We start from the raw sequence: 25322 nt of genomic DNA, 5'->3' as shown, positions 1-25322 counted from the left end.
CTCGCACATGGCGCGCCGGCACAGGATGCGACGTATCAGGCGGTTGGTTTGACTAGGACCAGCCGGACGGACGTCGGAAGCATCCCCGGGCAGCGAAGGTCACCATGGCAATGCCCGGGCGGCGGAAGCATGCGTGCGCCTATTGCCCATCCGTCGCGATTCGCAGAACAAAACAATGCAAGATTTCTGGCAGGCGGCAGCCGCGCAACTCGAGCGTGAGCTGACGCCGCAACAATTCAAGACGTGGATCAAGCCGCTGGCGCCGGTCGCCTTCGACGAGGAGGCGCACGCGCTGCGCATCGCCGCGCCTAACCGTTTCAAGCTCGACTGGGTGAAGAGCCAGTTCGCCAGCCGCATCACCTCCCTCGCCTGTGAATACTGGGAGGCCGACGTAAGCGTGCACTTCGTGCTCGACCCAACGGCCTCTGGCCGCGCGGCGGCCTATGCGCAGTCCAGCGGCCTGGCCGGCACCCACCTGACGCCGCCCGCCGGAGCGCCGGGGGGCGCGCAGGCCGGAGCCTATCCGGGTGCCATGCCGGGTGCCATGCCGGGTCAGCCCGGACAGGCCCATGCAGGCATGGGCGCCGGCATGCAGCCCGGGCACTACCCGGGCGCGGCGCCTGGCTTCGGCCAGGGCGCGCAAGGGTTCGCGCCAGGCGGTCAGCCGGTCCAGCCCGGCGCCGCGGGCTTCGGCGGTGGCATGGGCCAGGGTGCGCCTTACCCTGGCGGCATGGGCAATGCAATGGGCGGCATGGCCGCAGGCTCGACCGGCATGGGCGGCGCTGCGATCGCCGACATCGACGTGGCCCAGATGGACCCGTCCGAGGCCGCCGCGCGTTCCTACCGCGTGCCGGCCCAGGCGGGCGGCGCCGGCATGGGTCCTGCCGGCATGGGCGGTGCCCAGCAGCCGTCGGACACCGTCCACGAGCGCTCGCGCCTGAATCCCATCCTCACCTTCGACAACTTCGTCACCGGTAAGGCCAACCAGCTTGCGCGCGCCGCCGCCATCCAGGTGGCCAACAACCCGGGCAAGTCATACAACCCGCTGTATCTCTATGGCGGCGTAGGCCTGGGCAAGACCCACTTGATCCACGCGATCGGCAACTTCATGCTGTTGGAGAACCCGCGCGCGCGTATCCGCTACATCCATGCCGAGCAGTATGTCTCCGACGTGGTCAAGGCGTACCAGCGCAAGGCCTTCGACGAGTTCAAGCGCTACTACCACTCGCTCGACCTGCTGCTGATCGACGATATTCAATTCTTCTCCGGCAAGAACCGCACGCAGGAAGAGTTCTTCTACGCCTTCGAGGCCCTGATCGCCAACCGGGCGCAGGTGATCATCACCAGCGATACCTATCCCAAGGAAATCAGCGGCATCGACGATCGCCTGATCTCGCGCTTCGATTCCGGCCTGACGGTGGCGATCGAGCCGCCCGAGCTGGAGATGCGCGTGGCCATCCTGATGAAGAAGGCCGCCGCCGAGAACGTCAGCGTGCCCGAGGAAGTCGCCTTCTTCGTCGCCAAGCACCTGCGCTCCAACGTGCGCGAGCTGGAAGGCGCGCTGCGCAAGATCCTGGCCTTCTCCAATTTCCATGGCAAGGACATCACCATCGAGGTCACGCGCGAGGCGCTGAAGGACCTGCTGACGGTGCAGAACCGCCAGATCTCGGTGGAGAACATCCAGAAGACCTGTGCGGACTTCTACAACATCAAGGTCGCGGACATGTACAGCAAGAAGCGGCCCGCCAATATCGCGCGGCCGCGCCAGATCGCCATGTACCTGGCCAAGGAACTGACGCAGAAGAGCCTGCCCGAGATCGGTGAGCTGTTCGGCGGCCGTGACCACACCACCGTGCTGCACGCCGTGCGCAAGATCGCCGATGAGCGCAGCAAGGACGCGCAGCTCAACCACGAGCTGCACGTGTTGGAGCAGACGCTGAAGGGCTGAGCCCCGGGGCGCGGAACATGATCATGCGATGTGCATACGATGCGCATCGCATGCGGCGATCAGGCATCCCTTCGCTCCACCGGAGCCGAGGGAGCGAATTTGCCGGAACCGCCACGCGGGGCTGGCATACTGTAGGGTGCGCGCCCGGTCTTTTGTGCCGGGTGCCCCGAATGAAATAGCAGTAAGCGGAATCAACCAGAAGCACCGCCGGCAAGGTGCCATGGTGACCGGAGCTAAGGCTTTGCGGTGAGTCGGGACGAACTGCCGGGAAAATCCGCCTGGAAGTGCTGCGCAAGGCAGTCAATCCATGGCAATACGTGACGTATGTTGCACATATCGCCCGCGGCATGTGCACAACACACGGCCCGGCGCACGTCGCCCCGCTTCACCGCAGCGGCTTATCCTTTGGTACAATGGCATATTAACTCCTTGATTCCAAAGTCATTTTTGGAACGATGCGAATCACGGAGCCATGGCCCTGCGGTCGCCGACGACAAACGACGAAGGATAAATTCAATGCAATTGGTCAAAACCTCGCGAGACAACCTGCTGCGTCCGCTGCAAATCGTGAGCGGCATCGTGGAGCGCCGCCACACCCTCCCGATCCTGGCCAACCTGCTGATCCGCAAGTCCGGGGCCAACGTTTCCTTCCTCTCGACCGACATCGAGATCCAGATCACCACGCACGCCGAATGCGGCGTGGGCAATGACAGCGTGGCCACCACCGTGGCCGCCCGCAAGCTGCTGGATATCCTGCGCGCGATGCCCGACGGTGATGTCGCCCTGTCGCTGAACGACAAGCGCATGACCGTGCAGTCTGGCAAGAGCCGCTTCGCGCTGCAGACGCTGGCCGCAGAGGAATTCCCGACCGTGGCCGAGGCGAGCGAGTTCAACGCGACTGTCACGCTGCCGCAGAAGACCTTCAAGCACCTGCTCGCCATGGTTCACTTCGCCATGGCCCAGCAGGACATCCGCTACTACCTGAACGGCATGCTGCTGGTGGTGGACGGCAAGAAGGTCATGGCCGTGGCCACCGACGGCCACCGCCTGGCCTACTGCGGCGTGGAGCTGGAGAACGAGGCCGCGGGCGTGGGCTCGCGCCAGGAAGTCATCATCCCGCGCAAGACCATCCTGGAACTGCAGCGTCTGCTCGAGGACACCGACGATCCCGTGCAGGTGCAGCTGGCCGCCAACCAGGTCAAGTTCACCTTCGCCAACGTGGAGCTGATCTCCAAGCTGGTCGAAGGCAAGTTCCCGGACTTCCAGCGCGTGATCCCGAAGGGCTACAAGAACGCCTTCGCCATCGACCGCGTGCAGCTGCAGCAGGCGCTGCAGCGCACCGCCATCCTGACCACCGACAAGTTCAAGGGCGTGCGCTGCATCCTCAGCACCCATACGCTGAAGATCAGTTCCACCAACGCGGACCAGGAAGAGGCACAGGAAGAACTCGAACTCGATTATTCGGGCGATGCCCTGGATATCGGTTTCAACGTGACCTACCTGCTCGACGTGCTCGCCAACCTGAAGAGCGAGCAGGTGCAGGTCGCCCTCGGCGACTCGAATTCGAGCGCGCTGATCACCGTGCCGGATGACGATAACTTCAAGTACGTCGTCATGCCGATGCGCATCTGATGCGACGGTACCCAGTCTGATAGCTAGTCGATAGAAGGAACGACGCGATTCGCAAGACCGGAGCATCGAACGGCACGCCACGGCGGCCGGCCCCCAGGGCCGGCCAGACCGCCGCACCAGGGGCAGGATCCGCGGGATCCGCCCCTTTTGCCGTTTTTATGTAACCCGCACGCGGACCACCGACGCCCCGCCCCGGCCCATGATGCCGGCGCCCGGCCCGATCCCCGCATTTGCCGTGAGTAGGAAAACATGACCGAACAGCAGAAACCGCAACAGGAAAACAGCTACGGAGCCTCCTCGATCCAGATCCTGGAAGGCCTGGAGGCGGTACGCAAGCGTCCCGGCATGTACATCGGCGACACCTCCGACGGCACCGGCCTGCACCACCTCGTGTTCGAGGTGCTGGACAACTCCATCGACGAGGCGCTGGCCGGCTACTGCACCGAGATCCAGGTCACGATCCACACCGACAACTCGATCTCGATCATCGACAACGGCCGCGGCATCCCGCCCGACGTCAAGTTCGACGACAAGCACGAGCCCAAGCGCAGCGCGGCCGAGATCGCCATGACCGAGCTGCACGCCGGCGGCAAGTTCAACCAGAACAGCTACAAGGTGTCGGGCGGCCTGCACGGCGTGGGCGTGTCCTGCGTCAACGCACTGTCCAAGTGGCTGCGCCTGACCGTGCGCCGCGACGGCAAGGTCCACCTGCTGGAGTTCGCCCAGGGCGCGGTGCAGAACCGCCTCGTCGAAACCGCGACCGGCCCCGACGGCCAGTCGGCGGAAGTGTCGCCGATGAAGGTGATCGGCCCTACCGACAAGCGCGGCACCGAGGTGCACTTCCTCGCCGACGAAGCCATCTTCACCAACGTCGAGTTCCACTACGAGGTGCTCTCCAAGCGCATCCGCGAGCTCTCGTTCCTGAACAACGGTGTGCACATCAGGCTCACCGACCAGCGCACCGGCAAGGAAGAAGACTTCGCCTTCTCCGGCGGCGTGAAGGGTTTCGTCGAGTACATCAACCGCGCCAAGACCACGCTGCATCCCACCATCTTCTACGCCAATGCCGAGAAGGAAGGCATCGCCGTGGAAGTGGCCATGCAGTGGAATGATGGCTACAACGAGCAGGTGCTCTGCTTCACCAATAACATCCCGCAGCGGGATGGCGGCACCCACCTGACCGGCCTGCGCGCCGCGATGACCCGCGTCATCAACAAGTACATCGAAGAAAACGAGATCGCCAAAAAAGCCAAGGTCGAGACCACCGGCGACGACATGCGCGAAGGCCTGGCCTGCGTGCTCTCCGTCAAGGTGCCCGAGCCCAAGTTCAGCTCGCAGACCAAGGACAAGCTGGTCTCCTCCGAAGTGCGCCTGCCCGTGGAAGAACTGGTCTCCAAGGCCCTGAACGACTTCCTGCTGGAAACGCCCAGCGACGCCAAGATCATCTGCAGCAAGATCGTCGACTCGGCCCGCGCCCGCGAAGCCGCGCGCAAGGCTCGCGAGATGACGCGCCGCAAGGGCGTGCTGGACGGCATCGGCCTGCCCGGCAAGCTGGCCGACTGCCAGGAAAAGGACCCGGCCCTGTCCGAACTCTTCCTGGTCGAGGGTGACTCCGCAGGCGGCTCCGCCAAGCAGGGCCGCGACCGTAAGTTCCAGGCCATCCTGCCGCTCAAGGGCAAGATCCTCAACGTGGAGCGCGCCCGCTTCGACAAGATGCTGTCCAGCCAGGAAGTGCTGACGCTGATCACCGCGCTGGGCACCGGCATCGGCAAGGACGACTACAACCTCGAGAAGCTGCGCTACCACCGCATCATCATCATGACCGATGCTGACGTGGACGGCTCGCACATCCGCACCCTGCTGCTGACCTTCTTCTACCGCCAGATGCCCGACATCATCGAGCGCGGCTACGTCTACATCGCGCAGCCGCCGCTGTACAAGGTCAAGCACGGCAAGGAAGAGCGTTACATCAAGGACGACGTCGAGCTCAACGCCTACATGCTGCGCCTGGCGCTGGAAAAGTCCGCCCTGGTGCGCCCTGACGGCAGCGAGATCTCCGGCGAAGCGCTGGGCGAGCTCGCACGCCAGTACCAGCTCGCCGAAGGCGTGATCGGCCGCCTGTCGCGCATCGTCGACACTGACGCCCTGCGTGCCATCGCCGATGGCATCACGCTCGACCTCGACAGCGCCGCCGCCGCCGAGGCCTCCGCCGAGGCGCTCAAGGTCAAGCTGGCCGAGATGCACGCCAAGACGCTCAACGGCGCCGCCGTCAACAACGACGGCACCGCCGATGTCTACGCCCAGTTCGACGAGAAGACCGACAAGCACCGCCTGATGATCGCACGCCGCCAGCACGGCAACGTGCGCCTGTCGCACCTGGACGCCGACTTCGTCCACGGCGCCGACTACGCCGCGTTGGCCAAGGCCGCCCAGACCTTCCAGGGCCTGATCCCCGACGGCACCAAGGTGCGCCGCGGCGAAGGCGACAAGCTGCGCGACCAGACCGTGGGCGACTTCCACGCCGCCATGACCTGGCTGCTGTCCGAAGCCGAGCGCGGCGTCTCGCGCCAGCGCTACAAGGGCCTGGGCGAGATGAACCCCGAGCAGCTCTACGAAACCACGCTGGACGTCACCCAGCGCCGCCTGCTGAAGGTGCAGATCGAAGATGCCATCGCGGCGGACCAGATCTTCACCACGCTGATGGGCGACGATGTGGAGCCGCGCAGGAACTTCATCGAGAGCAATGCGCTGGTGGCGCGGAATATCGACGTTTGATCTTGATGCCGTCGAAGGCGCCAAAGTAATACTGGCGCCACAACTCTGCTACAGCCGGATCTTGGTAGTGCTACTGGCCTACAAAGGGCAACAGGCCAAGGGTTTCGTAAGTAGCAGGATTAGTAGTTGACCCCATCGAAGATCAGATGAGCCCAGCCAGAAGTGGCTGGGCTTTTTTGTTTGTGCGGCGGCACTACAGGCGACTTGAAGGTTTGTATTTCGGAACGAGCGAGCTTGGCCGGGCCTGCAGGTAGCGGCAAAGGCCGAGAAGCGGACGCTTAAGGCGCGCCGAAGCCGTCGATCGAGGCAACGATCTTGGTCAAGGTGCCGCCTCAGCCCAACGTCGACCAATCGCTCTACAAGCACGGCGGGCGTCTGCCACCAGCCGGGCGACGATACGCTCCGCCGGCTCGATCGCGTCGGCAAAGCCGCCCGCCGGGCCGAGCGAGACGATGCCGGCCTCGACGTTGCCACCCTCGTACACCCGCTCCCGCGTGCGCGACGACAGGATCAGGTCACCGAACTCGGCATGGCTGCGGGCGCCGCCGGCTTCCAGTTCCTGCACGGCGCGCGCCGTCTCGTTGCGCAGCACGCGCCAGGTGTCGCCCAGACTGGCGAGGATGGTGGTCGAGCAATGTTCGTCGGCAGCAACGATGCGCGCCTTGAGCGCTACATGGGCGGCGATTTCGCTGGCCACCATGAAGCGGCTGCCCATCACCACCCCGTCGGCTCCCAGCGCCAGCGCCGCCGCGATCTGTCGGCCGCTGCCGATGCCGCCGCCGATCACCAGCGGAATCTCCAGCCGCTCCAGCGCGAAGGCACCGTTGACGAAGGCCGACAACTGGTTGGCGCCCGGGTGGCCGCCCTCCTCCAGCCCGACCAGCGCCACCGCATCCACGCCCAGCCGCTGCGCCGTCACCGCGTGGCGAACGCTGGGGCATTTGTGGACAAGGATGCCGCCGCCTTCGTGGATGGGCCCCACCAGCGCCTCCGGCGAACTGCCGGCGCTCTCGAACAGGCGCACGCCTTCCTCGAAGGCGATGCGAATCCAGTCCGGCACCCTCCGATTGAAGCCGTCGCGGCGCGAGATGGTGAGGTTGACGCCGAACGGGCGCCTGCCGGTCAGCTCGCGGCAGCGGCGCAGGTCGGCGCGGTAGTCGTCCAGCGAATCGAACGAGCGCGCGGCGATGTAGCCCATGGCGCCGGCGTTCACCACGCCGGCCACTACGCCGGACGTGCCGAGGTGGTGCATGCCGCCGAGCAGGATGGGATAGCGGATCCCCAGCAGCGCGGTCAGCCGGGTCTGGAGCATGGGGTCCGGCGCCGAGTCCGATGCGTGCGTGTCCATGACGTCAGGCCGAGACCAGCAGGCCCGTGGTGTCTTGCTGCGCGGCCTTGTACTGGGCCAGCAGCTCGTCCACCAGCCCGGCCACGTCCTGCACCGCGTCGACTCCTGACACCGAATGCCCCGCGCTCCAGACATCGACCCAGCGGCGCGGCGCGCGGCCGCCGTTGTGGTGCTCGCTGTACAGCTCGGTCGCCCGCTCCGGCGTGATGGGGCCAGCCAGCGCCTTGGGGTCAAGGCCGGCGGCGATTACGGACGGGCGCAGCATATTGGTGTCCAGCCCCGTGAAGGCCTGCGTCAACATCACGTCGTCGAGCCGGCTGTCCACAAGCATGGCCTTGTAGCGGTCGGCGCCCAGGCTTTCATGCGTGGCAATGAAGCGTGTGCCCATCATGCCCAGATCGCAGCCTAGCGTGCGGGCCGCCCACAGCGCGGCACCGTCGGACATGCCGCCTGACAGCACGATGGGGCCGTCGAACATCTGCCGCACGGCACGCACAAAGGCAAAGGGGTTGGCCCAGCCGGTCTGCCCGCCGGCCCCGGCCGTGAGCAAGATCAGGCCGTCGGCCCCGGCCGCTAGCGCCTTCTCCGCATGGCGGATGGATGCCACGTCGGCGAACACCAGGCAGCCGATGTCGTGCAGCGGCTGGATGACAGCCTCGGGCGAGCCTACGCTGGCGATGACCATTTCCACCCGGTGGCGGATGAGGACCCGCAGGTCCTCATCCAGCGTGGCCTGGCGCCGCATGATGATGTTTGGGCAGACCGGCGCGACCGGGCCGGGCGCCTCGGCGCACCGGGCCTTGATCTGCGCAAGCCAGGCGTCCAGCTGCTCGGCGCCGCGGGCATTGACCGTCGGAAACGCGCCGATAATGCCGCTGCAGCACGCGGCCGCAACCAGTTCCGGGCCGGACACGCGCAGCATGGGTGCGGCAATCAGCGGCAGGCGCAGGCGCGATGCCAGCGAAGAAGGCAAACTCATGCAATCCTCCCTATCGGATGCTCAGGCATCTGCACATCATGCAGAGCGCCAAGCCATGTCAATCCATCAGTTCGTATACCCGGTCTTTTCAATCAAATGCGCAAAGCGCTTGCGTTCGTCCTGCACATAGAGCCTGGTCTTCTCCGGGTCGAAATCGACCGTCTCTGAGCCGGCGCTGGATTGCTCCACATAGGCCAGATACTCTTTGGACTTAAGCGCGGCGGAGAGCCCCTTGTACAAGCGCCGAACTATCTCGGGTGGCGTACCGGCCTTGACCCCGTAGCCGATCCAGACGTAAGCCGTCGAACCGGGATATCCCAACTCACTGAAGGTTGGCACATCCTGGAACGCTGGGGGCCTGCGCTCGTGTGTCAAGGCGAGTAGATGGATCTTGCCGGCGCGGAAGAATTCGCGCGCGCCGCCAGCGTCGATGATCATCGCGTCTACATTGCCGCCTACCACATCGCTGAGCGCGGGCGCCGGGGCCTTGTATTGCACGTTGTTGAGCTGGATGCCGAGGTCGCGCTGGATCATCAGCGCCAGCAGCTTGTAGTAGTGCCCACTATACGTTGCCAGCGACGCCTTGCCCGGATTGGCCTTGGCGTAGGCGATGAACTCGGCCAGCGACTTGTACCTGCCCGTCTTCACGACCAGAGCGGCACCGCCTCGCGCAGAGGTGATGATGGGTTGCAGCTGGGTTTCCGGATTGAAGCGCAGGCTCTTGTTGATCAGCGGAACGATCACCATGTTGCTGGGCGAAAGCATCAGCACGCGCGTCCCATCGGCCGGGCCGTTCAACACGTACTGCGTGGCGATCATGGTGTCGGCGCCCGGCTTGTTCTCGACGATCACCGTGCGCTGCAGTTCGCGGGACAGGACATCGGCGAGGATACGCGTGCTGGTGTCGCCTCCTGAGCCGCCGCCCAGGGGCAAGATGATGCTGATGGGGTTTTTTTCCTGCGCAAGTAGTGGCGAACTCGCTGCCCATGCCGTGGCCGCCGCCGCGGAGCCCAGCAGAAAGCTTCGTCTTTGCATACCTGTCTCCTCCTTGTTTTTGGCGCTATTCGCCCGACCAGACCGGAGCGCGCTTGGCCGCAAAAGCCTTGAGTCCTTCAACCCGGTCCTTGGAATTGAGCGCGACCTGGGCGATGGGAATCTGGTTCTCCCAGGCTTCCAGCTCTGGCCATTCGAAGGCCTTGGACATGATGCGCTTGGACGCTGCCAGCGCTGTCGGTCCGTTCACCAGCATCATGCGGGCCAGCTCCATGGCGCAGTCCAGGGCCGTGCCCGGCTCGACCACCCGGTTCAGGATGCCGTAGGGCCGCAGGAAGTCGGCGTCGTAGATCTTGCCGGTCAAGGCCATCTCGAAGGCGATGTTGTAAGGAATCTTCTTGGGCAGGCGGAACAGCCCGCCGCCCACCGCCACGAGGTTGTGCTTGACCTCGGGCAGGCCGAATTTGGCGTTGGCCGCGGCCACCACCATGTCGCAGGTCAGGCACAGTTCGAAGCCCCCGCCCACGGCATAGCCCTCGACGGCGGCGATCAGCGGCTTGCGCAGCGGGTGCACGAAGCAGCCGAAGCCGCCGCGGCGCAGCTTGGTGCGCTTGGCGCCGCTGGCCGCTTCCTTCAGGTCGGCGCCGGTCGAGAAGTTGCCGCCGGCACCATGGATGACGGCGACGAAGCAGTTCCTGTCCTCGTCGATCTCGTCCATGATGTCCTGCAGCGCGATCGCCATCGCGTTATTGCAGCAATTCTTGACCTCGGGCCGGTTCAGGGTGATAACGGCCACCCCATCTCTTTTCTCCAGCACTGCGACTTGCTCGGTTGTCATGCTGCGCTCCTCACAGGTTGAACGAAAACCCACCGTTGACCGGATAGGTCTGGCCGGTGATCCACGCGCTGGACTCCGAGGCCAGGAACAACACCATGTTGGCCACGTCCTCGGGCTGCCCCACGCGGCGGATCACGTAGTTCGAGAGCATCTTCTTTGTCCTGTCGGGATCGGCCTCCAGGCGCGCCGCAATCGCCGGCGTCGCCGTGGCGGAGATGGCCACGCAATTGGCCGTGATGTTGTAGCGCCCCAGGGCTCTGGCCGTGCCGCGCATGAATCCGGCGGCCCCGGCCTTGGCGCCGGAGTAGATCTCCAGGTTAGGCTCGCCCACGCGGCCGGCGTCGGAGATGATGGTGATCAGCCGGCCCGCGTTCTTTTCGATCATGCCGGGCACTACTGCCGCCGTGCAGTTGATGACGCCGTAGAAATTGACGCGGATAAAGCTGTCCCAGGCCGCCTCGCCGACTTCCCAGAAATGCTTGCGTGCTTCCGGGTCAGGATTGACGCCAGAATTGCCGGCGTTGTTGACCAGGATGTCGATGCTGCCGCCGGCCTCGTGCGCGGCCTGCGCAAACACGGCCTTGACCTGCGTGTGGTCGGTCACGTCGCACACGGCGGCCACGCTCTTCACACCCAGCGCCTCGATTTCCTGCACCACGGCCTGCGCCCGCTCGGCATAGTAGTCGTTGACGATCACGGCCCGGGCGCCGCTCTTCGCGAAGTGCAGCGCTACCTCGCGGCCCACGCCCTGGCCCGCGCCGGTTACGGCCGCGATCTTTCCATTGAGGTTGGTCAAGTTCAAAGTCATACGTTGCGCTCCTGGTTCTTCCAATGAGGTTGGCGAAGCTCACGCTTCAGGATCTTGCCGACGGCATTGCGCGGCAGTTCGGCGACATGCACGAAATTTCGAGGGCGCTTGTACGACGCCAGGTGCGATCGCCCCAGCGCGGCCAGTTCGTCCTCGGCAATGGGCTGCCCGTCTTTGGATTCGTAGTAGGCCACCACCTTCTCGCCGAATTCTTCGTCGGGCAGGCCGACCACCGCGATGTCGAGCAAGCCAGGGTGCTGGTAGAAAGCGGCCTCGATTTCCGCCGGATAGATGTTGACCCCGCCCGAAATGATCATGTCCTTGGCGCGGTCGGTGATGTAGAGATAGCCGTCTTCATCGAGATGCCCCATGTCGCCCGTGCGGAAGAAGCCGCGGGCATCAAGCGTGTCCTCATCCAGCGGCGGCGCGTTGAGATAGCGCTTGATCACGGCCGGGGTGTCGACCCAGATCTCGCCGACGGTGCCGCGAGGGCATGGCTTGCCGTCCTCATCGCGGATTTCCACTTCCACCCCGTCATAGGGGAGTCCGCTGGAGCCGGGTTTCCTGAAGTGTTCCTCGGGCTTCATGCCCGCGACCATGCCGGTCTCGGTCGAGCCGTAGCCTTCATGCAGCACCGGCCCGAACTGTTCGTGCACCCACCGCTTGATTGCCATGGGCACGGGCGCAGCGCCAATGCCCATGCTCTTGAGGCGCGGGACCTGGCGACCAGAGGCCTCCTGATAGCTCTTTAGCCGCTTGTACATGGTGGGGACGCCCGTCCAGTGTGTAACGCCGTGCTTCTCGGCCAGGTCGAACCACTCGGCGGCGTCGAAGCGGTTCTGCAAGACCAGCATGGAGCCGCTCGCCATCGCCACACGCACCTGCGAAGGGCCGGAGCCGTGGTGCAGGGGCATGGACACCAGCACTACGTCGGACGCCTGGTAGCGCTTGTACGCTCCGCCCTGGGCTTCCAGGTAGCGGTTCAGGCGCTCATTGCCCGGCTCGGGCCGCAGATGACGCTCCACGCCCTTGGGCTTGCCCGTGGTCCCCGAGGTGTAGATGATCTGCTCGCACAGTTCGCTCATGATGATGGGCGCTCCGGCCGGCTGGATCAGCGCGTTCCATTGGCTCTCGGCGCCGGTCTTGGCCACGGGAACGATGACGTCCCGCGCCAGTACGGATATCCCCTCAATGAGCGCCTGGGGCTGCTCGTCGTCCAGGATCAGCATCCTGGCGCCGGCGTTCTCCAGGACATAATTGACCTCGTCGGCGACCAGCCGCCAGTTGATACCAAGCAGCCGGGCCTTGAGCTTGGACAGCGCCAGCATCAAGGCTACCCATTGCGACGTGGTCTGCATCCGCAGCGCCACGATGTCGCCGGCTCCGACGCCGCGGCGGGCCAGCTGGTTGGCGATGTTGTCGGCCAGCGTGTTCAGCTCGCGCCAGCTCAGGATTTCGTCTCCGGCCAGCAGGGCCGGTCGGTCGGGCTGAACCTGGGCCCAGTGTTCAGGCAAGGTTGGTGCGGTTGTCATCGGGATGTCCATCCATCAGCGAAACAGGTGGCGGGCCAGCACGTGGTACTTGTGCACCTCGCTCGGACCTTCATAGATGCGTGCGGGGCGCTGCGAGCGATACCAGTGCGCGATGGGGTTATCGAGCGACACCCCGGCCGCGCCGAAGATCTGCACGCCGCGGTCGAGCACGCGGCCGACCACCTCGGTGGCCTGCATCTTGATCAGGCTGGCCTCGACGCGCGTGTCGTGACCGGCATCGGCCTTCCTGGCGGCGGCGTACATCATCAGGCGGCACTGGTTGATGTCGATCCATGAATCCACGACCATGGCCTGCACCGCCTGCTTTTGCGACAGGGGTGAGCCAAACGCCGTGCGCTGCTTGGCGTAGTCAGTCATCATCTCCAGCGTGCGCATGGCGATGCCCAGCGCGCGCGCGCCCACGCCAAAGCGCGCCTGCGACAGGATGATCTGGGCGTTGCGAAAGCCTTCGCCGCTGGCGCCAATCAATGCGTCCTCGGACACTTCGCAGTTGTCGAAGATCAACTCGTTGATGACCATGCCGTCCAGTATCTGGATGTCACGCGACACGTTCAGGCCCGGGTTGGACTTCTCCACCGCAAACATGGAGATGCCGCCGTGCTGGCGCTTGTCCTGGTCGGTCACAGCCACGACGAAGATCACCTCCGCCATTGCGACGTGGGAGATGAAGACCTTAGTGCCATTGATTACCCACTTATCCCCTTTCTTGACCGCTTTGGTCTGGATCGCATTGCCGGGATCCGCCCCGCCCGAAGGCTCGGTCTGTGCAAACGCGTAACGCAGTCGGTCATTCAGGCAGGGGTCGAGATATCGCTCCTTTTGCACGCCCTTGGCGTTGAAGAGGAAGGGCGGCACCTGCCCCCCGAAGCGCAGCGGCACCAGGCATCGGTAGTTCTCCTCGATGACCGCCAGTTGCTGCGTCATCGTCAGCTTGGCGCCCCCCAGCTCCTCGGGCAGTGTCAGCCCCCACAGGCCCACCTCCTTGGCAGCCTTGGTGCCAGGCAACAGATCCTCCGGGGTGACTTCGCCGCCCTGCAGTTTCTTGGCCTCCAGCGGCATCTGGTGCTTTTGGACCAGCTTACGGGTGAGGTCCGCGATGGCACGCGTGTCCTCGTCGAATTCGACCATGTAGTCGATCATGTGTATGTCTCCTGGTTATGTTCGGGCGGTTTAGATGCTCAGCACGTGCGCGTAGCAGACGGCGCCTACGCCCACCATGTGCGCTAGCCCCGTGCGCGCCCGAGGCTGTTGCCGCTGCCCGGCCTCGCCGCGCAACTGCAGCGTGATTTCGGCGATCTGACCCACGCCGGTGGGGCCGATCGGGTGTCCCATGGCAATGAGCCCACCGGATGGGCTCACGGCCACTCGGCCGCCGATGTGGAACTCGCCCGCCTTCAAGGCCGGTATGGCCTGGCCCGGCTTGCACAGGCCCATGGCCTCGACGTACAGCACTTCCTCGATCGCGAAGGCGTCGTGCAACTCGACCACGTCAAGCGCTGTGGGTGCTACGCCGGCCTCCTGCAGCGCCTGCACACAGGTGGCCTGTGTCAGCAGTTCATCGAACGCGGTGGCGTCCTTGTACACGGCCTGGCTCCGGGCGGCCGACGACAGCACGCGCACCGCGCGGCTGGGATCGATACCGTGCTCCTTGATCGCTTCCTCGGACATCAGCACCACGGCTGCCGCGCCTTCGCCGACCGGGGTGCATTGCAGTACCGTGAGGTCGCCAGACACTTTGCGTCCCCCAAGCACTTCCTCCAGGGTGCGCGGCTTCTGGCGCTGGGCATTGGGGTTGAGCGCGCCGTTGTTGTGGTTTTTCACTGCCGCCAGCGCGATGTCGCGCATGTCGGCCCCCGAGCGATGCACGTATTTGTCCGCCAGCAGCGCAAAGTGTGTGAACGGCGCGATGTATTCGCTGGCCAGTTGCTCGATGCCGGCCTGCGTCTCGGCGCGGACCACCGGCGCGCGCTTGTCCACGCCCAGCACCAGCGCGGTATCGGCCAGGCCGCTGGCGACTTCGATGCAGGCATTGCGGAACGCCGTGGAGCCGGAGGCCGAAGCGTTTTCGATATGTGCGATAGGCAGGCCCGTCGCACCAAGGTGGCGCAGGATGGGCCGGCCGCAGGCCATGCCTAGCAGTGCCCGGGCAACATAGGCCGTGTCCACGCTGGCGATGGGCACACCGGCGTCTGCCAGCGCCTGGCGCGCGGCAGTCAGGCCCAGGGCCACATACGGCGTATCAGATGGATCCTGGTAGCGGTGCCAGCCAATGCCTACCACGTAGACCGGCCGCAGGTCCTTCAGTGTTCGCTTCATGCCGCCACTCCGAATCGGAATTCCAGAACCGCGGGGTCTTGCCCGTGCTGTCGCAGCACGCCATGAACGCGCCGGCCATGCCAGTCGCCCGCTTCGTGCCCCACGTCCAGCAGGGCGCGGACCACCGGGCCGGCGTCGAGGCGGACCTCGGCCACCGTGAAGGGCACCACAGGCTCGGGCTGGGCATGGATGTGTACCTGGCTGCTGCCCAGCACCACGCCTTGCGCGGCCAGTTCGACATCGGCCAGGTCGCTGCTGCCGCAGCGCTCGCATCCGTAGTGTTGTGGCGGAAACGCTACTTCATCACATGCTGTGCAGCGCACTCCCTTGAGAAATGGGCTCTGATGGGCGTCCCAGCCGCAGAGGCCGGGCTTTTCGATTTGGGAAGTTGTGTTGTCTGCTTTCATATTTGCCCTCAACATACTTACCGTATGTTCGGTAAGTTTGTATGATTTCGCAAATAGGGTTTTCACGCAGTCCGGCACGTACGTTCTGGCCTGCCCATCTCATCCATCTCAAACAAGGAGTGCACAACATGGGCCCACTTGCAGGCGTCAAAGTGATCGAAATCAGCGGCATCGGGCCCGGCCCGTTCTGCGGCATGTTGCTGGCCGACCTGGGAGCGACCGTGATCGCCGTCGAGCCGCCGGAGCGCCTGGCCGCGCCGGAACGTCCCCATGCCATCACCAGCCGCGGCAAGCAATCGGTGGTGTTGAATCTCAAGGATCCCGTCGCCGCGGAGGCCGTGCTGCGTCTGTGCGAGGACGCCGACCTGCTGATCGAGGGCATGCGCCCAGGCGTGATGGAACGCCTAGGCCTGGGGCCGGAGGTGTGCCTGCAGCGCCGGCCCGCGCTGGTGTACGGGCGCATGACGGGCTGGGGCCAGGATGGGCCGTGGGCGCCGCGCGCCGGCCACGACAGCAATTACACCGCCCTCAGCGGCGCTCTTTGGTTTGCCAGCCCCGCCGGTGAACCACCGATGGCGCCATCCACCGTACTGGGCGATGTGGCCGGGGGCGCGCTTTATCTGGCGGTGGGGCTGCTGGCCGCCCTGCAACATGCGCGCAGCACCGGGCAAGGGCAGGTCGTCGATGCCGCCATCGTCGATGGCGCGGCCCACATGCTGAACCTGATGCTGGGCGCCATCCAGCGGCGCGGCGGCGGATTCGAGCGGGGCACGCAGGCGTTTGATTGTTCGCATTGGGCGGCGCAAAGCTACCAGTGCAGGGACGGTGGCTGGATCAACTTTGCGCCGCTGGAACCCAAGTTCTATGCCGAGTTGCTCGCGCGCCTGGGACTGGACGGCGACGCGCGTTTTGTCCGCGGCCAGAACGACCCCGCCCTGTGGCCCGAACTCAGGCAAGCCATGGCAGCACTCATGCGCTCGCGCACACGCGCTGAATGGGAGGCCTGCCTGGGTGGCAGTGACGCCTGCTGGGCGCCCGTGCTGGCGCCACACGAGGCCGCCCGCCACCCACACATCGCTGCGCGCCAGAGCTATATCGAGCGTGCCGGCGTGCTGCAGGCCGCCCCTGCGCCGCGGTTCTCGGCCACGCCCCTGGAGATGCCAGACATTGCACCCGTCGGCGCGCATACGCTCGAAATTCTCAGCAGTCTAGCTCTCACCCCCGATAATCTGGACAATTTGCTTTCTTCACAAAACACCTGAAACCACCCGATCATGACCGCCCCAACAGCCCGCCCCGCCCGAGCCCGACGCACCCAGGAGGAACGGCGCGCCACGTCGGAGGTCGCGTTGATCCAGGCGGCCATGACGGTCATGCGTACCAAGGGCATTGGCGGCATGACCATTGCCGCGGTGGCCGAGACTGCAGGAGTCAGCAAAGGGCTCGTGGTTCACCTGTATGGCAACAAGCAGGCGCTGCAATTGGCCGTGCTGACCGAATTGCGCACTCAGTTCTCCAAGCGTTTTCATCAGGCGGAAGGGCACACGTTTGGCCTCGAGCGCCTGCACAGCTTCATACGCACCCAACTTGGCAGCCTCGGCAAGCCAGACTCCAACACGCAGATATTCTCGGCACTATTGTCGGAGGCCATCTTTCAGGATCGGGAGTTCGCCGCTGACGTGGCGCACATGAACGATGCCACGATCGCTTTCGTGCGTGAGTGCCTGGAGGCCGAACAGGCCCAGGGCACCCGCTTCATCGAGTCCGACCTGGACAGCCTGGCCGCTTTCATTGTCGCCAGCCTGCGCGGCATCGCGCAGGTCTTTTCCATTAACGCCACCGCGAAGACCAAGGCTCTGGACACGCAAAAGCTGATGCACCTGTGCGAAGCGATGGTGGATCGCATGGTGGTTTCCGCTTGATGCTGATCTGGCAGATTCTCAATAACTGTGGCGCGGACTAGGCGAGTAGCAGCAACTCTGTCCGAGTCCGTGGCGGGTCTGTGGCGTGACATCACGTAAGTGCTTGATCTATCTAGCTCCACCAGAGCACTAACTGTGGTGCCTTACGGCCGTCGTAGGGCGCCAAAGTCATTGCAACTGGCGCCACAACTCTGCTACAGCCGGATCTTGGTAGTGCTACTGGCCTACAAAGGACAACCGGTTGAGGGCTTCAGGGGGGGCAGGAATCGTAGTTGACCCCGAAGCGAGAAGAGCCCAGCCAGAATTGGCTGGGCTTTTTTATGTATGCGGCGGCACTAGGGATCTCGCCCAGGCCATCCCGCTGCTTGGCGGATGGCCGGGTACTCTCGGCGCGGCTCGCCTCAGGCGGCCCGTTGCGCCACCGGTTGCGGCAGGCGCAGTTCTAGCGTCTCCAGCGTGACATGGCCGAGGAAACTGCCAGAGTTCTGCGCCGGCGTCTGGTTCTCGATCGCGTGCGCGAACGCGACTGCCGGATCCGTGCGCAGCTTCTGCAGGTGCCGGTGCAGGTTCGGGTACGTGTCCACGCTCAGCACCTTGTGGTACTCGCCCCAGCGCGCCAGCGCGACGAAGTAGGCATCGGCAACGGTGCGCTTGTTGCCGCCGTCCACCCACTCGCGGTCTGCCAACAGGCCGTCGAGATAGCGGCAGGACCTGGTGACACGGGCCTGGCCCAGTTCGCGGAGCATCGCCTGCCGCGGTGGATCCGTTTCCATTTCATACGCGATCCACAGCGGGCTGAATGCCCAGAAGAACTCGGTGTTCAGGTAGGCCAGCGTTTGGTTGAGCCGATCGGCTTCCGGCGTACCCTGCGGGTAACCGAGCTTGTAGTCTTCACGCGCGGCCAGGTGCTGCAGGATGGCGCTGCTCTCGTTGATGACGCGGTTGTCTTCGGTCAGATAGGCAGGCGTCAGGTTCAGCGGGTTCACCCGCGCATATAGCGCTGGCCAGGGGTGCTGCATCATCTCGACGCGTGTGAGCCGGTACGGAATGCCAAGCCATTCGAGCGCAATGATGCCGCCCAGGGAGCAGCCTTGCGGTACGCCATAAAAGAGTACGGGTTCCATGTCTTTATCCTCAAGTGTTATGCCCGGATGAGCAACATGCAAAAGATAAAGATGTGGACGTTGATTCGGTAGCCGGCACACCGTAGACTGATCGTCCACGTTTGTGGACGTTTGTGTGGATGACTACCGGATCCCATGCTCAATCTGAATGATCTGTCCGTTTTCGTGAAAGTGGTGGATCACGGTGGCTTTGCCGCCGCCGCGCGCGCACTGGGCGTGCCCAAGTCGACCTTGAGCAAGCGCGTGGCAATGCTGGAGGCCCACCTCGGTGTGCGCCTGATCCAGCGTTCCTCGCGCAGCTTCGTACCAACGGAAACCGGGCTGGCCTTCCACCGCCATGCTGCGGCAATGCTGATCGAGGCCGAGGCCGCCGAGAACGTCGTCAAGGGGTTGATGGCCGAACCGGCCGGGGTCGTACGCATCACCGCATCCGTGACCACTGCGCAACTAGTGCTAGCGAGCGTAATGCCCGAACTCGCGCAACGCTATCCCAAGCTGCAGGTCGCGCTGCATGCCACCGATCGATTCGTCGATCTTGTGCAAGAGGGCTTTGATATCGCCGTGCGCGATCATGCGGCGCCGCTGCCCGATTCGGAGCTGGTCCAGCGGCGCGTCGGCTTCGAGCCGTTCTACCTGGTTGCCGCCCCCGGGTACCTGAAACGCCGTGGCAAGCCGCGCCATCCAGACGATCTGGCGAAGCACGATGGGTTGCTCAATGATTTCGCGCCACACGCGAGCACTTGGCATCTGCACGACGATGCCGGCACGAGGGTCGAAGCCCGCCCCATCGCGCGCTTCTTCGCCAACGAGCCCTTGACGCTGCTGCGTGCAGTCGAGTCCGGCCTCGGCATTGCCTGCCTGCCGCATGGCTTGTGCGCGGCGTCCATTGGCGAAGGGACGCTCGCGCGTGTGCTGCCTGGCTGGCAGCAGCGCGGCGTGACGACCACTTTGCTGGTCGCGCACCGGCGCGGACAGTTGCCGTCGGTGCGTGTGGCGGCGGAATTTCTGGCGGAGGCACTGACACGACAGCGCGGCTGAGCCGCCGGCGCGCTGCCGTGCCCGTCCTCCCAGGCGTATCTCGTTGCTGAATTGTGATGACCCTGCGGAACCTGCACAGCTTAGGCAGCTAAGGCGAACGCCTCGGCCGGGGTTTGCGTCGCTTTTATGGCTCGCTCCAGCCATGGAACGAAGTGTGCGGCGGGAGGATGGGGAGCCAACTATGCATCCGGTCGAAGCCAGCACCATCATTCTGCAGTCGTCCCGCAGATGCTGGTGCTTCAATTTTGTTCTCGACCGTTGGGCAGCTCGGGTCTTGTTTGTCGAGACTGCTCGGCATTCAGCTTCTTACCGGCGCCGCCTTTCTGAGTACGCGTTGACTTCGTTCCTCTCGCCATACTCTGGGTGCAACACCAAACTGGCTGATAAACCATCGCGTGAAAGAAGTCGGTGATCCATAGCCGAGCATCTCGGAGATGCGCGCCAACGAGTAATGTGGATTGTCGATGTACCGTTCCGCCAGATCACATCGGACTGCATGCAAGAGGCCGGTGAAACTCTCCCCTTCGTCTGCAAGTCGACGCTGTAAGGTATGAACACCTAGCCCGAGACTTTGCGCGATGTAAGCGATGCTCGCTTTTCCCGTCGGCAGCATGGTGTGAATGGCCTTGCGCACATTGAGCCCGACCGACTCAGCGCTTACGCTGGGGAGGCTCTCAATGAATTGCTCTGCAAAACGAGCCATGGCGGGATCCGCAAGGGGATTTGGAGCATCCAGCTCCGACGCCTTGCAGACGAAACCATTGAACTCACTGCCGAACTCCACCTTGCAGCCAAAGACGCGTCGATGTACCGACAGGTCATGCGGTGCGCGATGGATAAAGTTAACAGTATCTGGGTGCCACCTTCCACCCAGCAGCGCGCGGCACATGCGAAACAGGACGCCGATGGCCAGTTCCGTCGATTGGGGGGTAGGGCGCTCGGTGATCAATTCATGGCGGACGACCACCATTTTCCCGGCGTCCTCAATCTGCATTGCTGACGCCTCGTTCAGGATGTGCCGATAGCGAATGATGGTGGTCAATGCTGCGCGCACTGTTGGCTGGCGGCTGATGAGCAGGCTGACCACGCCAAAGTCGGACAACTCCCGCAACTCCGCCATGCGTAGTCCGAAAGTCGGGCAGCGCGCCGCCGCCGCGGCCTCTTCTAGCAGCGCGACCGCGGCCTTCTGTGAGACGTGCTGATTGGGGTCGTCGAGCAGGGCACGACTGAGCTTGACCTTTCGCAGCACCGGTTGAGTCTGCAGCTTCAGGCTGTTCGCGACATCGAAGAATTTTGTCAGCACCCCGGCTCGCACCAGCATCGTCATCCCGTGTCCCTCTGCGATAGGTGATGGCCCTGATCCGGGCTGTCTGCCAGTTGTGGCCCGCAAATCCCAGGTCATTCCCAAGGACTTCCTTGCGCTGCCATTTTCGGAGCGCATCGCTCCGCGCCTGCCCCGCGCAAGGCGCGTTTCAGTGTAAACCCGCCTGGAACGAAATGTAAAGTCGGTGCGGCGAATTGCTAAGCGTACCGGCACAGGATTCCCTACATTTCTTCCCACGCACACCGCTGAAAGACAGGAACACAGCCGCGATTGCGCGGCCCGGCGCAGCCGATCGCGCAGGGGGTTCTCCTCGTGTTTTTTATGGCGTGCTCATCATCGATCCAACGTAACCCAACGTGCCGCAAGGGCAGGAGCAAGGCCATGCAATTCCTCGACGATTCCCTCCATCCCGAGAACCAAGACAAGGTCGTTATCACCGTCGCCCCGTACGGGCCGGAGTGGATGCCACAGGATTTCCCGGAAGACATTCCGGTGACCATGGAAGAACAGGTGCAGAAGGCCGTGGACTGCTACAACGCCGGCGCCACCGTGCTGCACCTGCATGTGCGCGAGCTGGACGGCAAGGGCTCCAAGCGCCTGTCCAAGTTCAATGAGCTGATCGCCGGCGTGCGCGCCGCGGTGCCCGACATGATCATCCAGGTCGGCGGCTCGATCTCCTTCGCGCCGGAAGACGAGGGCGAGGCCGCCAAGTGGCTGTCGGACGATACGCGCCACATGCTGGCCGACCTGACGCCGAAGCCCGACCAGGTGACCGTGGCCATCAACACCACGCAGATGAACATCATGGAGCTGCTGTACCCCGAATACCTGAAGGGTACGTCGCTCGAGAATCCGGCCTACCAGGCCGCCTACAGCGAGATGACCGTGCCCGCCGGCCCGGCCTGGCTCGAAGAGCACCTGCGCCGCCTGCAGGCGTCCCGCATCCAGCCGCACTTCCAGCTCACCGGCATCCACGCGCTCGAAACGCTCGATCGCCTGGTACGCAAGGGCCTGTACAAGGGTCCGCTGAACCTGACCTGGATCGGCATCGGCGGCGGCTTCGACGGCCCCAACCCGTTCAACTTCTTCAACTTCGTGCACCGCGCCCCGGACGGCTGCACCGTCACCGCCGAGTCGCTGCTGAAGAACGTGCTGCCGTTCAACATGATGGCGATGTCCATGGGCCTGCATCCGCGCTGCGGCATCGAGGACACCATCATCGACCAGCACGGCAACCGCATGACCTCGGTGCAGCAGATCGAGCAGTGCGTGCGCGTGGCGCGCGAACTGGGCCGCGAGATCGCGTCGGGCAAGGAAGCCCGCGAGATCTATCGCATCGACACCTGGTACGACAGCGCCGAGGAAACGCTGGCGGCCAACGGCATGGCGCCCAACCGCAAGGCTGGCCAGAAGAACCTGCCGCTGCGCGCCGCCTGAGGTCGATCGCCGCCTTGCAGCCGGATCGCTGGCGGCCAATTCCCTCTGACATTCAATCTGACCAAAGTTGCCCACATGAAGTCCGGTACGAAGCCCACCATCCTCATTGTTCCCGGCCTGCGTGATTACGTCGCGGAACATTGGCAAACCTTGCTGGAAGAGCGGCTGCCCAACGCTGTATCGGTACCACCGTTGCAATCCGACAAGCTCAGCCGTGCTGCCTGCGTGGCAGCGCTGGACAAGGCACTGGCAGGCATTCGGGGGAAGGTGGTGCTGGTCGCGCACAGCACTGGCGTGATGACCGTCGTGCAATGGGCCGGGCAGCATGATCGCCCGATTCATGGCGCGCTGCTGGTTACACCGCCGGACTTCGTCACGCCGCTGCCGCCGGGTTACCCGACCAGGACAACACTGGAGGCGAATGGATGGTTCCCGGTCCCTCTGGAGCCACTGCCGTTTCCCAGCATTGTGGCCGCCAGTTCCAATGACCCGGTGGCCGGGTACAGCCGGGTGGTGGCCATGGCAGAGGCCTGGGGCAGCCGAATCTTCGATCTGGGCGAAGTCGGTCATCTCAATCCGGCTTCGGGCTACGGAGAGTGGCCGCAAGCAGAGGCGCTGATTCACCAGTTGTACTGAGGCCATCGGCCCCAAGGCCACAACGCCATGACCAGGAGGCGTTGGACGCGGTGTGTAGGCCTCCCCTTCACTCAGGAGTCGCGCCAGCAGCAACTTCGTCTATGCCGCCTGCTTTCGCTATGAGAAGGGGCGAATGGCAGATCGCGCCTCAGGCGCGCTCATCAAACTAAAAGAATCTGAAAACGAATAGGAGACGAGGATGATTTCGACGCACGGGACCAAACACCACAGGACGGCATTCGCGCTGGGCGCAGCGCTGGCCTGCGGTGCCGCGCAGGCGCAATCGAGTGTGACGTTGTACGGTGTGGTTGACGCCAACATCGAGTATGTAAATCACTACTCGACCGTGACCCCGTCCGCGGCGAATGGGTTCAGCACAGGGCCGGGCGCCAACTTGTTCCGCCTGACCGCGGGTGGTTTGTCGGGTTCGCGCTTCGGCCTGCGTGGAACCGAAGACCTAGGCGGCGGCCTGAGCGCGATCTTTGTCCTGGAAAGCGGCTTCAGCCTGGATACCGGTACGATTCAGAATGGTGGCCGCCTGTTTGGCCGCCAGGTCTTCGTCGGCCTCAATAGCAAGACGATTGGTTCCTTCACCTTTGGTCGCCAGTACACGAGCCTCTTCGACGCGCTGGCGAACTTTTCTCCGACCGCTTTCTCAACGCAGTACGAACCGATCGTGGCGGAGGTCGGTGCGAACTTCCGCTCCGACAACGTGGCAAAGTACACAGGCGTGTTCGGCCCCGTGACCGCAAATGCGCACTGGACGTTTGGCAACGGTGTTGCCGGGAATGGCGAAGTTCCAGGTCAGTTCCGTCGCGACTCCGGCTATGGCTCGTCCGTGACGTACGCATCTGGCCCCATTGCCGCAACGGTGGCTTATGACCAGTACAACCCGACACTGACCACCGCGGGGGACACTGGCTCTTTCAAGAAGGCAGCCGTCGCTGCGAGTTACACCTTCGATGGGCGAGCCAAGCTGATGGCTGGCTACCGCTGGGGCCAGAACAAGGCTGCCGATGGCTCGACGATTCTGCGTGATGACTTCTACTGGGCGGGCGCCAATTACCATTTCAATCAGGGCATTGATCTGACGCTGGCCTACTACTACGACGACATCAAGAAGTTCGGCAATGCGAGCAATAAGAACCCTTGGCAGATCTCGTTCATTGCCGACTACACCCTTTCCAAGCGCACTGATGTCTATCTGACGACGGCATATGCCAGGAATTCCGGCCTGAACTTCGATACGTCGGCAATCAGCTTTGCGAACGGCTACTTCCTGGGCACTGGCCAAAGCTCGATGTTTGGCGCGGCCATTGGTATTCGCCACAAGTTTTGACTTAGAAGCGACTTCAATCCCGCTATTGCGATATGGCGGGGACGCCTACCTACTACACATTACATGGAGACAAGGTCCTATGAGACTGAACAATCGCGTAGCTGTCGTCACGGGTGCCGCTGGCGGCCTCGGCCAGGCAATCAGCCGAACCCTCGCCGCCGAGGGTGCCACCGTCATTCTGAATGATGTTTGTGATGAAGCCAGAATTCAGGCAGTTGTCGACCAGATCCGGGCCGCTGGCGGCAAGGCCTTCGGCAAGCGAGCCAATGTGGCATCCAGCCTGGAAGTCAGGAATATGTTCAAGGAAGTGGCGGAGCAGTTCGGCACGGTGCATATCCTGGTGAACAATGCCGCGCTCATACCGTCGCGTCCCGAAGATGAAGCCCGTCGGGCAAAGCACTACGCCTACATCAGCACGCCGGTCACGAGGCAGTCTCTGCAGTTCACCAGCAATATGAGTGATGAAGAGTGGAGCCGCTATTGGGATGTCAACGTCAATGGCGTGTTCTACTGCACCAGAGAGGCGCTCAAGCTGATGGAGCCACAACGTGACGGGAGGATCATCAACATCTCGTCCGTGGCGGGCTATACGGACTTGAGCATCCACTCGCCGCATTACTCCGCATCGAAGGGCGCCATCATCGCGTTCACGAAGTCGGTTGCTGCGGAAGTCGCTGGCGCAAACATCTACGTCAACGCCATGGCGCCGGGCGGGATCATGACGCCTGACTTCGAACGGTATCTTGAGCAAACCGGGGAAGAGGGGCGCAATCGCCTGTGGCAGGGGGTGCCGCTCGGTCGTCTCGGGACTGCTGAGGAGTACGCACAGACCGTATTGCATCTGGCGGACAACCACTATCTGGTCGGTCAGATTATCAGCCCCAATGGCGGAGCGGCGATCTGAT

Annotated in this window: 21 protein-coding genes; 10 read left to right on the top strand and 11 right to left on the bottom strand. The window is 63.9% G+C overall.

What is annotated here, in order from left to right:
- Positions 1 to 175: 175 nt before the first annotated feature.
- The 3 genes from dnaA to gyrB all read left to right on the top strand — a co-directional run bounded on the left by dnaA (position 176) and on the right by gyrB (position 6355).
- Positions 176 to 1948: a chromosomal replication initiator protein DnaA gene (dnaA, locus tag AC1Z3O_RS18725; protein ID WP_483517194.1), complete on the top strand. Its 1773-nt coding sequence runs from the start codon at positions 176 to 178 to the stop codon at positions 1946 to 1948.
- A 516-nt stretch (positions 1949 to 2464) separates the two neighbouring features.
- Positions 2465 to 3580 carry a DNA polymerase III subunit beta gene (gene dnaN, locus AC1Z3O_RS18720; protein WP_483517193.1) on the top strand — a complete coding sequence of 372 codons (1116 nt, stop codon included), beginning with the start codon at positions 2465 to 2467 and terminating at the stop codon, positions 3578 to 3580.
- A gap of 249 nt (positions 3581 to 3829) precedes the next feature.
- Positions 3830 to 6355, top strand: a complete 2526-nt coding sequence (gene gyrB, locus AC1Z3O_RS18715; protein ID WP_483517192.1) for a DNA topoisomerase (ATP-hydrolyzing) subunit B — start codon at positions 3830 to 3832, stop codon at positions 6353 to 6355.
- Positions 6356 to 6674: 319 nt separating this feature from the next.
- On the opposite strand, the gene AC1Z3O_RS18710 is transcribed toward gyrB, so the two are convergent.
- The 9 genes from AC1Z3O_RS18710 to AC1Z3O_RS18670 form a co-directional block, all read right to left on the bottom strand.
- A complete protein-coding gene (locus tag AC1Z3O_RS18710; RefSeq protein ID WP_483517191.1) occupies positions 6675 to 7703 on the bottom strand; it encodes an NAD(P)H-dependent flavin oxidoreductase in 1029 nt (342 codons plus the stop codon).
- A 4-nt stretch (positions 7704 to 7707) separates the two neighbouring features.
- Positions 7708 to 8682: an NAD(P)H-dependent flavin oxidoreductase gene (locus AC1Z3O_RS18705; protein ID WP_483517190.1), complete on the bottom strand. Its 975-nt coding sequence runs from the start codon at positions 8680 to 8682 to the stop codon at positions 7708 to 7710.
- Between the two features lie 66 nt (positions 8683 to 8748).
- The gene (locus AC1Z3O_RS18700; protein WP_483517189.1) at positions 8749 to 9717 is read right to left on the bottom strand and encodes a Bug family tripartite tricarboxylate transporter substrate binding protein; all 969 of its coding nucleotides are present in this window, start codon (positions 9715 to 9717) and stop codon (positions 8749 to 8751) included.
- Positions 9718 to 9742: 25 nt separating this feature from the next.
- Positions 9743 to 10513, bottom strand: coding sequence for a crotonase/enoyl-CoA hydratase family protein (locus AC1Z3O_RS18695; RefSeq protein WP_483517187.1), 771 nt, complete (start codon positions 10511 to 10513; stop codon positions 9743 to 9745).
- Positions 10514 to 10523: 10 nt separating this feature from the next.
- Positions 10524 to 11321, bottom strand: a complete 798-nt coding sequence (locus tag AC1Z3O_RS18690) for an SDR family NAD(P)-dependent oxidoreductase (RefSeq protein WP_483517186.1) — start codon at positions 11319 to 11321, stop codon at positions 10524 to 10526.
- Complete coding sequence (locus tag AC1Z3O_RS18685) at positions 11318 to 12853, bottom strand: class I adenylate-forming enzyme family protein (RefSeq protein ID WP_483517185.1); 1536 nt, start codon at positions 12851 to 12853, stop codon at positions 11318 to 11320. Before AC1Z3O_RS18685 ends, AC1Z3O_RS18690 begins: the two co-directional genes overlap by 4 nt.
- A gap of 15 nt (positions 12854 to 12868) precedes the next feature.
- Complete coding sequence (locus AC1Z3O_RS18680; protein ID WP_483517184.1) at positions 12869 to 14014, bottom strand: acyl-CoA dehydrogenase family protein; 1146 nt, start codon at positions 14012 to 14014, stop codon at positions 12869 to 12871.
- 30 nt (positions 14015 to 14044) lie between these two features.
- Positions 14045 to 15190: a thiolase family protein gene (locus AC1Z3O_RS18675; RefSeq protein ID WP_483517183.1), complete on the bottom strand. Its 1146-nt coding sequence runs from the start codon at positions 15188 to 15190 to the stop codon at positions 14045 to 14047.
- Positions 15187 to 15663, bottom strand: coding sequence for a Zn-ribbon domain-containing OB-fold protein (locus AC1Z3O_RS18670; protein ID WP_483517181.1), 477 nt, complete (start codon positions 15661 to 15663; stop codon positions 15187 to 15189). The genes AC1Z3O_RS18675 and AC1Z3O_RS18670 overlap by 4 nt, the downstream gene beginning before the upstream one ends.
- 62 nt (positions 15664 to 15725) lie before the next feature.
- On the opposite strand from AC1Z3O_RS18670, the gene AC1Z3O_RS18665 reads away from it, so the two are divergent.
- Both AC1Z3O_RS18665 and AC1Z3O_RS18660 read left to right on the top strand, forming a co-directional pair.
- Positions 15726 to 16859, top strand: coding sequence for a CaiB/BaiF CoA transferase family protein (locus tag AC1Z3O_RS18665; protein ID WP_483517180.1), 1134 nt, complete (start codon positions 15726 to 15728; stop codon positions 16857 to 16859).
- A gap of 12 nt (positions 16860 to 16871) precedes the next feature.
- Positions 16872 to 17519, top strand: coding sequence for a TetR/AcrR family transcriptional regulator (locus AC1Z3O_RS18660; RefSeq protein ID WP_483517179.1), 648 nt, complete (start codon positions 16872 to 16874; stop codon positions 17517 to 17519).
- A gap of 401 nt (positions 17520 to 17920) precedes the next feature.
- Here the strand turns inward: AC1Z3O_RS18660 and AC1Z3O_RS18655 are convergent, their stop codons facing one another.
- On the bottom strand, positions 17921 to 18643 hold the full coding sequence (locus tag AC1Z3O_RS18655) for a glutathione S-transferase family protein (RefSeq protein ID WP_483517178.1): 723 nt from the start codon (positions 18641 to 18643) through the stop codon (positions 17921 to 17923).
- Positions 18644 to 18778: 135 nt separating this feature from the next.
- Here AC1Z3O_RS18655 and AC1Z3O_RS18650 point away from each other — a divergent pair, with 135 nt between their 5' ends.
- Positions 18779 to 19681: a LysR substrate-binding domain-containing protein gene (locus tag AC1Z3O_RS18650; protein ID WP_483517177.1), complete on the top strand. Its 903-nt coding sequence runs from the start codon at positions 18779 to 18781 to the stop codon at positions 19679 to 19681.
- Between the two features lie 298 nt (positions 19682 to 19979).
- Here the strand turns inward: AC1Z3O_RS18650 and AC1Z3O_RS18645 are convergent, their stop codons facing one another.
- Positions 19980 to 21008: an AraC family transcriptional regulator gene (locus AC1Z3O_RS18645; protein WP_483517176.1), complete on the bottom strand. Its 1029-nt coding sequence runs from the start codon at positions 21006 to 21008 to the stop codon at positions 19980 to 19982.
- A gap of 378 nt (positions 21009 to 21386) precedes the next feature.
- On the opposite strand from AC1Z3O_RS18645, the gene AC1Z3O_RS18640 reads away from it, so the two are divergent.
- The 4 genes from AC1Z3O_RS18640 (at position 21387) to AC1Z3O_RS18625 (ending at position 25321) form a co-directional block, all read left to right on the top strand.
- A complete protein-coding gene (locus tag AC1Z3O_RS18640; RefSeq protein ID WP_483517175.1) occupies positions 21387 to 22442 on the top strand; it encodes a beta-keto acid cleavage family enzyme in 1056 nt (351 codons plus the stop codon).
- A gap of 75 nt (positions 22443 to 22517) precedes the next feature.
- Entirely contained in the window at positions 22518 to 23078 is a 561-nt protein-coding gene (locus AC1Z3O_RS18635; RefSeq protein ID WP_483517174.1) for an RBBP9/YdeN family alpha/beta hydrolase, read from the top strand.
- Positions 23079 to 23277: 199 nt separating this feature from the next.
- The gene (locus AC1Z3O_RS18630; protein ID WP_483517173.1) at positions 23278 to 24417 is read left to right on the top strand and encodes a porin; all 1140 of its coding nucleotides are present in this window, start codon (positions 23278 to 23280) and stop codon (positions 24415 to 24417) included.
- 79 nt (positions 24418 to 24496) lie between these two features.
- Positions 24497 to 25321: an SDR family NAD(P)-dependent oxidoreductase gene (locus AC1Z3O_RS18625; RefSeq protein WP_483517172.1), complete on the top strand. Its 825-nt coding sequence runs from the start codon at positions 24497 to 24499 to the stop codon at positions 25319 to 25321.
- The last annotated feature ends 1 nt before the right edge of the window (position 25322 follow it).

It is taken from the genome of Cupriavidus sp. 09_S30 (assembly GCF_056930435.1).
Note: the sequence above shows the minus strand (reverse complement) of the source record. Positions and strands in the feature narration are given on the sequence as shown.

Bases quoted from the DNA above. Each gene is read 5' to 3' on its own strand.
- AC1Z3O_RS18700 (WP_483517189.1), bottom strand. From the start codon at position 9,717: ATGCAAAGACGAAGCTTTCTGCTGGGCTCCGCGGCGGCGGCCACGGCA.
- AC1Z3O_RS18665 (WP_483517180.1), top strand. From the start codon at position 15,726: ATGGGCCCACTTGCAGGCGTCAAAGTGATCGAAATCAGCGGCATCGGG.
- AC1Z3O_RS18660 (WP_483517179.1), top strand. From the start codon at position 16,872: ATGACCGCCCCAACAGCCCGCCCCGCCCGAGCCCGACGCACCCAGGAG.
- AC1Z3O_RS18640 (WP_483517175.1), top strand. From the start codon at position 21,387: ATGCAATTCCTCGACGATTCCCTCCATCCCGAGAACCAAGACAAGGTC.
- gyrB (WP_483517192.1), top strand. From the start codon at position 3,830: ATGACCGAACAGCAGAAACCGCAACAGGAAAACAGCTACGGAGCCTCC.
- AC1Z3O_RS18645 (WP_483517176.1), bottom strand. From the start codon at position 21,008: ATGACGATGCTGGTGCGAGCCGGGGTGCTGACAAAATTCTTCGATGTC.
- AC1Z3O_RS18705 (WP_483517190.1), bottom strand. From the start codon at position 8,682: ATGAGTTTGCCTTCTTCGCTGGCATCGCGCCTGCGCCTGCCGCTGATT.
- AC1Z3O_RS18685 (WP_483517185.1), bottom strand. From the start codon at position 12,853: ATGACAACCGCACCAACCTTGCCTGAACACTGGGCCCAGGTTCAGCCC.
- AC1Z3O_RS18650 (WP_483517177.1), top strand. From the start codon at position 18,779: ATGCTCAATCTGAATGATCTGTCCGTTTTCGTGAAAGTGGTGGATCAC.
- AC1Z3O_RS18625 (WP_483517172.1), top strand. From the start codon at position 24,497: ATGAGACTGAACAATCGCGTAGCTGTCGTCACGGGTGCCGCTGGCGGC.
- AC1Z3O_RS18630 (WP_483517173.1), top strand. From the start codon at position 23,278: ATGATTTCGACGCACGGGACCAAACACCACAGGACGGCATTCGCGCTG.
- AC1Z3O_RS18695 (WP_483517187.1), bottom strand. From the start codon at position 10,513: ATGACAACCGAGCAAGTCGCAGTGCTGGAGAAAAGAGATGGGGTGGCC.
- AC1Z3O_RS18690 (WP_483517186.1), bottom strand. From the start codon at position 11,321: ATGACTTTGAACTTGACCAACCTCAATGGAAAGATCGCGGCCGTAACC.
- dnaA (WP_483517194.1), top strand. From the start codon at position 176: ATGCAAGATTTCTGGCAGGCGGCAGCCGCGCAACTCGAGCGTGAGCTG.
- AC1Z3O_RS18655 (WP_483517178.1), bottom strand. From the start codon at position 18,643: ATGGAACCCGTACTCTTTTATGGCGTACCGCAAGGCTGCTCCCTGGGC.
- AC1Z3O_RS18710 (WP_483517191.1), bottom strand. From the start codon at position 7,703: ATGGACACGCACGCATCGGACTCGGCGCCGGACCCCATGCTCCAGACC.
- AC1Z3O_RS18680 (WP_483517184.1), bottom strand. From the start codon at position 14,014: ATGATCGACTACATGGTCGAATTCGACGAGGACACGCGTGCCATCGCG.
- dnaN (WP_483517193.1), top strand. From the start codon at position 2,465: ATGCAATTGGTCAAAACCTCGCGAGACAACCTGCTGCGTCCGCTGCAA.
- AC1Z3O_RS18675 (WP_483517183.1), bottom strand. From the start codon at position 15,190: ATGAAGCGAACACTGAAGGACCTGCGGCCGGTCTACGTGGTAGGCATT.
- AC1Z3O_RS18635 (WP_483517174.1), top strand. From the start codon at position 22,518: ATGAAGTCCGGTACGAAGCCCACCATCCTCATTGTTCCCGGCCTGCGT.